Raw genomic sequence first — 11,343 nt, forward strand, 5'->3', positions numbered from 1 at the left:
GGATTCATGGTTCAACTGCCCGCATAAATTTTTGCGCATTGGACACTATCTCCTGCAAATATTTATCATTGACCTTTTGACTGGTATCTACCAGTGATTTTCCAATGCCAAATGCAACAGCTCCCGCTTTTTTGAATGTTTCAATATTATCAATGCTGATACCGCCGGTTGGCATCAAAGGAATATGCGGTAATGGAGCCAATACTTCTTTTATAAATCCTGGTCCTGCGGAACCTGGAAAAACCTTGATGATATCGCCACCACTTGTAAAAGCATTGAATATTTCAGTAGGGGTATATGCACCGGGAATACTTACAGCACCGGCCTGCCTCGTTGCTTCAATCACTTCAGCACTTAAAATGGGAGAAATAATAAACTTGGCACCGGCGTTGATAGCTGCGTGGGCCTCTACTGCCGTTAACACAGTGCCGGCGCCTACTAATAAACGACCTTCCATTTTTTTAGCAATACTTTCAATAGCATACAGGGCATTCGGAGAATTCAGGGTTACCTCCAGACATTTAACGCCTCCTTCATAAAGCGCATTTGCAATTTTCACCACATCTTCCGGCAATGCTCCCCTAATGATCGCTACAATTTTACCGGAAAGAATTTGCGACAGTACCGCATCCTTATTCATCAAAAAAAAATTTTACTGGTTTTATCAAATGATCTAATCTTTATTGTCTCACCTTTTTATATATTGGTCGTCGCTGGCTGTTAATACTGAGTGTATTAAATTTTCATGTGTCAATTTTTATGGCTCATTTCATCTTAACTTCAATTGTTAGTGCTAAACGACAGAGATATATAAAGATCGTTTTGGTGCGTCCGAAGATAAACAGAATTGCTTAAGCTCAACCACCCTCAAATGAAGAAGATTTCCAGACTATCATGGCATACCAATTGTGTTATTTAATAAACTTGATGCATGAAAAATAAGGTAATTGAATACGGTTTGGCAGGTGCCGTAGCAGGCATTACCATTTACGTGTTACTGTGGTGGTGGAACGATCATAAAAGAAAGTCAGCAAGGGAAGAGGAGGAGTTAGCAAAACTTTACCGAAAAAAATACCCGCATGAATTTGGCGAGTATACTTTATAATCGTTCGTTTACCAGGCCCCATTCATCTTTTATAATAAAATAAAACATTCATTATGCGTTGGAAAGGAAGAAGAGGAAGTTCAAACGTTGACGACCGCCGGGGAATTTCCGGTGGCGGTATTGCCGCTGGCGGCGGCATCATAGGCGTCATCGTTTATTTATTGTATACCTTTTTAGGTGGCAGCAGTGATACGGCGCCTCCACCGCCAAATTTTCCGGGAAGCGCAACTACTACTGAAATGACGGCGGAAGAAAAAGCCGCCGATGACGAGCGGGCAGAATTTGTAAAAGTTGTGCTTGCCGAAACCGAAGACGTCTGGAACAAATTGTATGCAGAGCAGGGATCTGACTATCCTGAACCTACCCTTGTCTTATTCAGGGATGGTATCGAATCAGCCTGCGGTATGGCAAGCGCCGCAATGGGACCGTTTTATTGTCCGACCGATCAAAAAGTATATATCGATCTTTCGTTTTACGAGGATTTACAAACCAAACTTAATGCGCCGGGTGATTTTGCAATGGCCTATGTTGTGGCACATGAAGTAGGCCATCATATCCAAAATTTAAATGGCACGGCAGGCAAGGTAAGCCAGCTTCGCCGACAGGTGAGCGAGGCCGAATACAATCGTTATTCAGTGATGCTGGAGTTGCAGGCCGATTTTTTAGCCGGCGTTTGGGCTCATTATACACAAAAGAAAAATATCCTGGAAAGCGGCGATATTGAAGAAGCATTGAATGCTGCTAATGCTATTGGCGATGACCGCCTGCAAAAAAGATCGCAAGGCTATGTTGTTCCCGATGCATTTACCCACGGCACCTCTGCACAACGCATGTACTGGTTTAAAAAAGGCTATGAAACGGGTGATCCGAACCAGGGAGATACGTTTAAATCGAGTGATCTTTAAATAGGAACAATCTTATCTGGCTTATGCGCTGAAGTTGTGAGTAAAAATTGCCCCTTCATTCTTCCTAAAATGCGGTAAAAGGCAAATTTCACTAACAAGTCAAACAGTAACTGGCAAAGCTTTTGGAAAAAAAGAAAAGCGGGAGAAACCATTCTAAAATGGTTTCTCCCGCTTCTGTGGAGGTTACCGGAGTCGAACCGGTGACCTTTTACATGCCCTGCGCTTTTATAATAAAAGTAATCAACACTAACAACGATTCTATCAATTTGATTCAGTTAGGATTTGCTTACAATTCAGGTCTGTAGTTTTAAATAAGTTTTAAAAAGTAAAAAAAATTGCATCTGTATGCAAGTGGTCTTTGGAAGTAGATTCTAATATATTGCCAGTAGCAACGGAATGCCTAAAAACTATGTGTTGAAGTTGTGCTTTTGTCTCCATTACCGCCCCGTTAACTTCTCATGATCTGCCCATCCTTTAAAATGGAATTTTAATATCACTTGCTGCCAAATTGGAACTGGCCTGAGCAACTAATCTCTGTTTGTTATTAAAAACATCTGCTTTAATGTTGATAATTGATTTTCCTTGCTTAATTACTTGTGTGCGGACAATAACTATTTCACTTTCTTTAGCGGCAGTAAAAAAATCAACATTTAAATTAATGCTTGGAAAAATGCATTCTAACCCTAAGTAAAAAAAATTAATACCCATACATTCATCAATCATTCCACAGATTACCCCACCATGAAGCATTCCGACAGGATTCGTCATTTCTTTCCTTACCGTAAACTCTAACTCAACCGATTTTTCATCTACAGAAACGACCTTTCCAGAAAGCCAATGCCCATATGGCGAGGGGCTACCTGAAAATTGTTTCCCTATAAAACCCTGAACAAATTTCAGTCTTTGGTTTTCCATTCTCATATCTTCGTTTTGTTTACACTTTTCAGAATTGCACCTTCAAATGCATTATATGCAAACCGTTGTAGCGTTAGGAAAAGCGATGTTCCTTTTCCAATTGGATAACTGAACCTGGGCTTTTTTTCATTTACAATTTTTATCACCGTATCTATCACTGCGCCAGGCTCTGGTGAATTTTTAATTGCATTGCTGGTATAAACATCTACCTTTTGCCGGAATGTATCGTATTCTGCGATTTCTTCATTGGATACTGTTGCATGATCACCAAGATTGGTTTTAAAATATGTAGGTTCAATCATACTAACCCTGATGTTAAATTGGTTTAACTCAAATCGAAGAGATTTAAAATATCCTTCCAACGCATGTTTTGAGGCTGAATAATAGGAAACATTCGGGTGACCGATTAAACCCAAAAAAGAACCCGTAGTAATTATTTTTCCCTGTTTTTGTTTTCTGAAATACGGTAATAATTCCTTTGTGAGTTTTACAGTTCCCCAAAAGTTTGTTTCAAATTGCTCTTTACCCAAATCAACAGGAGTTTCCTCGGCAAGCCCAGCCAGCAAGTAGCCTGCGTTATTTATCAACACATCTAATTGTGAGATTTGATTGAATAGTTGTCTAACAAAAGATTCAACAGAGTTGTCATCGACAATATCCAGGGCTAGTAATTTGAATGGTAATGTAGTTTGATACTTCCCTGGATTTCGGCTTGTTCCAATTACGGTATGACCAGCTTCGTGAAGCTTGCTGGCAATTAAGAGTCCGAAACCTGAAGAAGCTCCGGTCACTAAGATTGTTTGTTTCATTTCTGTTTTTTAAATTATTTGTTTGCACACAACATGAACGACTTCATGTTTTAAAGTGCATGAAAGGTTATTTATCTTGAATGGAAGGCGGAATAAGTTTATACATTACCGGTGTCACAATTCTGGCAAGTATTGTAGAGCTTATTAGTCCTCCAATTAATACAATTGCCAATGGCGCTATAAGTGGATTGGGGTTCCAGGCAAGAGGAATTAATCCGCAGATGGCGGTTATGGACGTAAGCACAACCGGCAAAAAGCGGGTTTCACCTGCTATATTAATTGCCTCATCTATGCTATATCCGTCAGCCCGCAACTGGTTGGTAAAATCAACAAGTAATAGCGAATTCTTGACTTGTATGCCGGACAAGCCGATGAAGCCAATAATAGAAACCAATGACATCGGATGACCAGTGATCAATAGCATTACCACACCACCCAGAATTCCCAATGGAATAATAGACAGCACAATAATGATTCCCTTAAAGGTTTTAAATTGCAATAATAACACTCCAACAAAAAGGAATGCACTTAACAGAATAACCGAAAGGAAGTTTCCACCCAATGTATCACCTTCCGATTCCGCTTCCCCGGATAGCTTATAATAGCAGCCTGGCGGCATTTCAAGTTTGTTCAGTTGCGGAACAATGTCCTTTAATATATCGTTCGCATATACATTTTCTTTGGTCAAGGAGGTAACCTTTGCGAAACGGGATTTATTAAAATGATTTATGGTTGTAGGCGATGTTTCAAAAGAAATGGTTGCAATTTGACTAACCAATACTGGAACACCTTGTATGTTGTTTACGTATAAGTTTTTGAATGCATCTAAATTTGAAAATTTATCTCTGGCAAGTGTTATAACGACATTGCGTGAATCGCCTCTGTCATCTATATAATCACCAACGGTTAATCCCGCTACCGCCATTCGAATTACTTTATCAATATCGCTTGTAAGCACACCCAATGTGCGGGCTTTTTCTTTATTTATTTCTACTTTAACATCCGATTTGTAGGTGTTCAATTCGTTATTAATGTAAACAGTTCCTGGATGTTTGCGTAACAGATCTTCCACCTTAAAGGAAAGTTCACGCAACTTATTTGGGTCATCACCAAACACCCTGACTACTATGTTGGCCTCTATAGGCGTACCCTGTTCAAAATCTTTTACCTCGATTTTGGCATATGGAAAATCTTTAAACCTTTGCCGTAGCTGCTTGATCAGATCTATTTTTGAGTCCGGACTAGCCTCATCATCCATCTGTACAAAAACCTGGGCAAAGTCGGGTTTAACATCCTGTTGATGTACGTTATAATATATCTGTGGGTTTCCTTTACCTACATTGCTTGTATAATATACAATCTCTTTGTGTTGCTTTAATTCATTTTCTACTAGTTTAGTCACACGATCACTTTCAGGAATATCAGCCTGCAAGGGCATTTTTATATTGACCAGGAACATCGGCTTTTCGGAGGTGGGAAAAAGTTTAAATCCCGCTTTTGTAAATAAGAAAAAAGCCAGAACACTAAGTATTAATGATATCCCAATGGTCGTTTTTGGCCATTTTAAAGCGAGAGGCATAATACCCCGATAACAGTAGGTCAGGAATTTTTGCAAATACTTAAGGAAAACATTGCCTTCCCCATGTGTGTGCGTTTTCAATATCCGGCTGCCTATGAATGGAACAAGCGTCAAAGCCACGATCATTGATGCCAATACACTGGTTATAACAGCCATAGGTAAGCTGCGTATAAATTCACCAGCTGTATCCGGCAGGAAGGCGAGTGGTAAAAACGCAATTACTAAAGTGGCTGTACATCCTATTACTGCTATACCGATTTGTTTTGTGCCTTTTAGAATAGCGTCCATTCGTGAATGTCCTTCCCTAAGCCATCGTTCTATATTTTCTACAACTACAATACTGTCATCCACCAACAATCCCAAAGCCACAACGAGTCCGACAATACTTAGTTGGTTCAATGAATACCCTAATAAATTCAATGCTATAAGACCTAATGCTAAAGAAAGTGGAATAGAAATCATTACGATGAGTGATGCCCTGAATCCTAGAGGCAATAAGGTAATGACTACCAAAAGAATGGCTAATGCAAAATCAAAACCCAGATGTCCCAAACGTTGTGAAACCATAGTAGCCTGGTCAAAAGTTTTGACAAGCTGGATATTAGAAGGCAGTCCTTTGGAAAACTCCTCCAATACCGGAAGAAACTCCTCCTGCACATTCGCTATATTGACATTTTCTTTCATTGCTGCCGTAACCAGTACACAGCGATGTCTATTTACACGGGTAATATGGTTGACCATTTCGTCTTTATAACTTACTTCAGCCACATCCTTCAGATAGATAATTTTTCCACTGGCATTATAGATGACGGTATTGGCAACGTCTTCAATATTTTTAAACTTACCACTGGTCTTTACATTAAAAATCTTACTCTCAAGGTTGATGCTTCCTCCTGGAATGTCTGCCGCTTCACTTTGTAAACTACCTGTAACTATGTTGAGCGGGATTTTCAGTTGAGCCAGTTTATCCAATTGTACATCGATACGGATCTCCTGTTCCGGCATTCCGAAATATTTGACTTCTTTAAGGTTTGTTATTTTCTCCAGGTGGGTTTTAAGTATATCAGCTTCATCTCGCAACAATTTACCGGAAGCATTATCCGAAACCAATGCAACCTGTAAAATTTTAACATCGGAAGAAGAAATTTTTTCTGTTTTGATCAGATAGATATCCTTAGGAAGTTCACTGTTTTTTAAAGCATTTATTTCTGTAGATATTTCCTGATATTTATTATCTACATCAACACCATATTTGAATTTTGGCTGGATGACCGCCACACCATCCTCAACTGTGGTAAGTATTTTGTCAATGCTTTCCAAACCATAAATTTTGTTTTCAATGGGCTTTACCACTTGCTCTTCCATATCTTTAGGACTTGTGCCCGGATATATGACAGTTATGACATATTCCGGTGGATGTATGGTCGGGTCTTCAGAACGGGGCATTGTAAACAAGGTAAGCACACCAACTACTGCAAACAGCAGGAATATAACAAGCGTGAACTGATAGTTCTTAACGGCAAAGTTTGTAATTTTCATGTCTGCTATTATTACCTGATGATTTTTATTGTAGATTTTTCGTTGAGATAGGCACTATTCGATATCACAATTTCTTTCACTCCATCAAGTCCTTGCTTTAGATAAACCTGTTGATTGTCGAACCTTGAAATAGTTACCGGAATTTTCCTGACCTTATTGGCTCCGTCAGGGCTAAATACGAATGCCTTATCGCCATCCGCCTCCACCAAAGATCCATATGGAATGACCTTGACATTTTCGTCCTGGTTTGTAGATATTTCCGCTTTACCAAACATACCTACCGCCGGTTTTATATCGTCTAATTTCAATTTCAATTCTATCTGAAAGGAGCCAAGTGTTCGATCTGCTGCCTGCGACTTACGAAACACGAAAGCATCAATTTTTTTATCAGCATATCCATCCAGCGTCACTGTTGCCGTTTGCCCTGGATTAACAATAGCCCATTCACGGTCTGTTACACCGACTTTAAGTAAGTAGTTATTATTTTGCTGTGTTTCGTTAATAGCAAGGACGGGCATTCCTGGTCCGATTACTTCCCCTTCATTGGCGATTTTCTGACTTACAAAACCATCAGAGGCTGCATATATTTTTGAATAATGAGCATTAAAGGCAACAGCCTCTTTTGCTTTGTGAGCAATATCCAGGGCGGTCTTTGTGTTTTGCAACTGCTCTAATGTAAAAACGCTGTCCTTGTAAAGATTAGCCGCTCGTTCATAATCACGCTGCGCTTTGTCTGCATTTAAACTGGATTGAGTTAAGCCAGCGGAAATTTCAGTTGAATTGAGTGTAGCGAGCAACTGGCCTTTTCGAAAGAACTGTCCTTCATTTACTAGTATCCGACTAATGACTCCGCCTATCTTAAATGAATAATTTGCTTCGTTTTCAGTACTGACCAGGCCGGTAGCCTGTATTATGTTGGGCACTTGCAATGCTGAGACAGGAGCAATCTTAACAGATATAATGTCTGGCTCGCCAAGGGGATTTGTGTTGTTGTGCTTTTCTTTGCAAGACAGCAACAAAAGTGTACATGTAACGATTGTTAATTGAATTTTTTTCATCTGTATATTTTTTATTTGATTTTGGCCAGATGGAACTTACCATGATAAAATTTTCATTCCCCTGTGTGATATAATGAAAATTTTATCATGGACGTTTCATGTTATTTTATTTGCAGATTAAAGCTGGCATTAGCACGTTCAATAGCTGTAAATGATATCCACGTGTCGAATAATGCAATATTGGCCTGGAGTTGAGCATCTATCCACTGATTCTGGGCATCTAATAGTTCGATGTAGATAGCCATTCCTTCTTTATACAGGCGGAACATATCATTGTAATATTTTTGAGAAGAACCTACCTGGGATTGGGCTGCATTGTATTGGGCAATAGCAGCTTTGAACGAATTAGTGGAGGTAGTTAACTGCAATCTTAGTTGCTGTTCTACATAACTTGTTTGCGATTGCAGAACTTTCCCATCTGTTTCAGCCTGCCGTATTTTGTATTTATTTTTATTACCGGAAAAAATATTCCACTCCAGGGATATTCCAGCCAGGTAGTAGAATGATTTGTTGTTCACTTTAAAATCAAATGCTTGTGTGCCGAGGTCAACAAACGAATTTAGTTTTGGACGTTTGTACGATTTAGCAAGGGCTGTGATGTTTTGATTGATGGCAATAGCCTCCTTTAATTTTCCAAGCTCTTCTCTTTTAGTAACGGAGGTATCAGTTAAAAGCAAATCAGCAGGAACAGTGATAATGCTGTCTGTGATTATTTCAGTATTCAAATCAGTATTCAACAGAAAGTTGAAATATGCCTTTGCATTATTTTGTGTTTGTATTGAAGACTCAAGCAGGGCATTGTATTTGCTCACTTCATTATCGCTTCTTACTACTGCTGTCCGGTTTACTTTTTGATTATTGAAAAGAGAAGTATTTACCCGCAGGTTTTCCTTTACAAGAGATAAAGCTGTTTGATAAATATCAACCGCTGCACCAGCCTGTAAATATTTGTAATAGGCTTGTTTTACCTCTTTTACCAATTCTCTTTTATACAGGTTGATCTCAATTTTCTGCAGGCCGTATTGCTGTTTTTTTATTTTACGATTGTATTCAATTTCTGCATTCAAAATGGGGTATGTTGTTCTTATTTTGACATCATAGAAATTGTCGGGGTTAAGCAATATGCTTTGGTTTTGTACTTGCGGAAAATTATTGGCGCCGGTCATTTGATTGAGCGTTTTGTAAACAGGGTTTAATAAATCCCCAACCGGAAAGTCCACGGTACGCCCACCACCTGCAACTGTGTAGGTGGCGTTAAATCCAACTGTCGGAAGGAACAATGACTTCGCCTCCTTTAAAGCATACAAACTTTTGGTAAGTAAGAATTGCTGTTGTTTGATTGTTTCATTGTTGTTTAATGCAATTTTGATATAGGCATCTAAATTGGTTTGTGCGTATGCCCCAATAACACGAAACAACAACAATGTGATAAAAACTTTTTTCATTTTAGCGATTTTTGAACTACAATATTTTAATGAACAATGTTCATTATTAGAGAAAAAAATTTACTTTTTCTCTAGCAATTTTAAAAACTCGTTATAAGCATCCGAAACGATAGTATCTGGATTCTTTAAAAGAACTCCTTTTGTACGAGCCCGTATTTCAAGACTGCATATGCCATGCATACAGCTCCATATCAGATATGAAAGCGGCTCCAGATTATGTCCTTTGAAATACCCGGCACTAATACATTCCTTCACTGTAGTTAGCAATACATCAAACGTTGCTGCACCCTCATCCCATTCTTTTGCCTGGATGTCATTCAGAAATGCCATTGGTTCCTTTAAACTGAACATCAGGTCGTATTTATCGGGATTGTCCATTGCATACTGGATATAAACCTTGCCCATCGCTTTTAACCGCTCCATTGGGTCTTTTACATTATACAGCACCCTGAATTGCCCACCCAGTTCAGTAAAGCATTGTGTGTGCAGGGCATGAAGAATGGCATTCTTATCTCTAAAATAAACATATACAGTACCGATACTGTAATCAATGGCATCGGCAATATTGCGGATGGTGGTCTGCTCTATACCTTTTTCCACAAACAACTTCATGGATGCTTTTAATATCAGGGCCTTCAGTTCTTCCTTTTCCCTTGCCTTGCGTTCTGCACTGCTCATTGTTTAATAATTAGAGTGCAAAGAAAATGAACATTGTTCAATTTTCAAAATAAATTTGTTATCATTTAATCATCTGTTATCAGTCAAACTTTTGGGGTTATTTATTGCCCCAATACATCAGAATAAAGTATATAAACAGTAAATAACATAAAAAAGGCTCTGAATTATCAAAACCTTTTGTGGAGGTTACCGGACAAAAGTCGAACCACCATATTGAAGATATTAATGTACTGGCAGATCCTCCATGTGTTTCAAATTTATCCGGACAAATTTTTCTCCGGCAAGCATGCCGCTGAAAAAGGTTACAGTAAAAAAACCATACCAGGCTTATTGAACCTCATACCTGATTGCACACTGATTGCAAATCTCATTAACGACTCTCGCCATCATAAGGCTGAAATCTAATGGCATCAATGTACTTTCTGTCGTGCCTTGTTCCAGGCAGCTCATTACCTCATTAATTTCAAACTCAAACCCGTTATCTCCATAAGGCATAGAAATATTCTTTTCTGTTCCATCCGGTTTACGAAGTACAATAGCCGAAGCTTTGTACCAGGGCTGTTGAATCGTGATAGATCCTTTAGTACCTGTTATCTCCGCTGTAGTGGGTGTGGTTGCCAATATTGTTGAATAGAGCGAAGCCATTTCCCCATTTTTATAAGATAGCATTATGTTCATTGATTCATCTGCACCAGTTGTAGATAAGTGAGCAAACGTCTTTACCGAATCAGGCTCTCCCAGCAAAGACAACGCAAGAAATAAAGGATAAACGCCAATGTCAAGCAAAGCCCCCCCTCCCAACTTCATATTGAAAATCCGGCTCTCTGTGTCATAGGGAAAAGAATATCCAAAATCAGCTTTTATGAATATTATTCCCCCGATCTCACCTTGTTTTATCAATCGAAAAACCTCCTGAATTACCGGAAGAAACCTCGTCCACATGGCTTCCATCAAGAAGACATTTTTTTCTTTTGCCAATGTTATCATTTCAAAGGCACTCTGGTAATTGACCGAAAGCGGCTTTTCACATAAAACAGGCTTTTTGTTGTTCAGGCAAAGTAATACATGCCTGTAATGAAAGGTATGAGGTGTGGCAACATATACCACATCTATCTCTTCGTCATTAATGAGAGCTTCGTATTGATCATAATATTTTGCCGCTCTATATCTTTTTCCAAATGATTCCGCCCGTTCTTTATCCCTGGAAGCGACTGCCCATAATTCCGCATTTGGGCAATTTAGCAGAGCTTCTGCAAATTTCTCTGCTATTTTCCCGGGACCTATTATTCCCCATTTGAATATTTTCATTA

General features: G+C 39.0%; 10 protein-coding genes. 2 read left to right on the forward strand and 8 right to left on the reverse strand.

What is annotated here, in order from left to right:
* Positions 1-4 precede the first annotated feature (4 nt).
* Positions 5-640, reverse strand: coding sequence for a bifunctional 4-hydroxy-2-oxoglutarate aldolase/2-dehydro-3-deoxy-phosphogluconate aldolase (locus ACFEL9_RS03970; protein ID WP_385886327.1), 636 nt, complete (start codon positions 638-640; stop codon positions 5-7).
* A gap of 291 nt (positions 641-931) precedes the next feature.
* On the opposite strand from ACFEL9_RS03970, the gene ACFEL9_RS03975 reads away from it, so the two are divergent.
* Together ACFEL9_RS03975 and ypfJ are read left to right on the forward strand one after the other, a co-directional pair.
* A complete protein-coding gene (locus ACFEL9_RS03975) occupies positions 932-1,105 on the forward strand; it encodes a hypothetical protein (protein WP_385886328.1) in 174 nt (57 codons plus the stop codon).
* A gap of 53 nt (positions 1,106-1,158) precedes the next feature.
* Positions 1,159-2,010: a KPN_02809 family neutral zinc metallopeptidase gene (gene ypfJ / locus ACFEL9_RS03980; RefSeq protein ID WP_385886330.1), complete on the forward strand. Its 852-nt coding sequence runs from the start codon at positions 1,159-1,161 to the stop codon at positions 2,008-2,010.
* A 474-nt stretch (positions 2,011-2,484) separates the two neighbouring features.
* On the opposite strand, the gene ACFEL9_RS03985 is transcribed toward ypfJ, so the two are convergent.
* The 7 genes from ACFEL9_RS03985 to ACFEL9_RS04015 all read right to left on the reverse strand — a co-directional run bounded on the left by ACFEL9_RS03985 (position 2,485) and on the right by ACFEL9_RS04015 (position 11,341).
* Positions 2,485-2,931, reverse strand: coding sequence for a PaaI family thioesterase (locus tag ACFEL9_RS03985; protein ID WP_385886331.1), 447 nt, complete (start codon positions 2,929-2,931; stop codon positions 2,485-2,487).
* Positions 2,928-3,734, reverse strand: coding sequence for an SDR family NAD(P)-dependent oxidoreductase (locus ACFEL9_RS03990; protein ID WP_385886333.1), 807 nt, complete (start codon positions 3,732-3,734; stop codon positions 2,928-2,930). Before ACFEL9_RS03990 ends, ACFEL9_RS03985 begins: the two co-directional genes overlap by 4 nt.
* 67 nt (positions 3,735-3,801) lie before the next feature.
* Entirely contained in the window at positions 3,802-6,852 is a 3,051-nt protein-coding gene (locus tag ACFEL9_RS03995) for an efflux RND transporter permease subunit (protein WP_385886334.1), read from the reverse strand.
* A gap of 11 nt (positions 6,853-6,863) precedes the next feature.
* Positions 6,864-7,910, reverse strand: a complete 1,047-nt coding sequence (locus tag ACFEL9_RS04000) for an efflux RND transporter periplasmic adaptor subunit (RefSeq protein ID WP_385886335.1) — start codon at positions 7,908-7,910, stop codon at positions 6,864-6,866.
* A 101-nt stretch (positions 7,911-8,011) separates the two neighbouring features.
* On the reverse strand, positions 8,012-9,355 hold the full coding sequence (locus ACFEL9_RS04005; RefSeq protein ID WP_385886336.1) for a TolC family protein: 1,344 nt from the start codon (positions 9,353-9,355) through the stop codon (positions 8,012-8,014).
* A gap of 60 nt (positions 9,356-9,415) precedes the next feature.
* Positions 9,416-10,033 (reverse strand): TetR/AcrR family transcriptional regulator, encoded by a 618-nt coding sequence (locus tag ACFEL9_RS04010; protein WP_385886338.1) that lies wholly within the window; start codon positions 10,031-10,033, stop codon positions 9,416-9,418.
* Positions 10,034-10,360: 327 nt separating this feature from the next.
* Positions 10,361-11,341 (reverse strand): Gfo/Idh/MocA family protein, encoded by a 981-nt coding sequence (locus ACFEL9_RS04015; RefSeq protein ID WP_385886340.1) that lies wholly within the window; start codon positions 11,339-11,341, stop codon positions 10,361-10,363.
* Positions 11,342-11,343 lie beyond the last annotated feature (2 nt).

Origin of the sequence: Terrimonas alba (genome assembly GCF_042434975.1) — a bacterium.
In the GTDB taxonomy this organism is placed as follows: Bacteria; Bacteroidota; Bacteroidia; order Chitinophagales; family Chitinophagaceae; genus Terrimonas_B; species Terrimonas_B alba.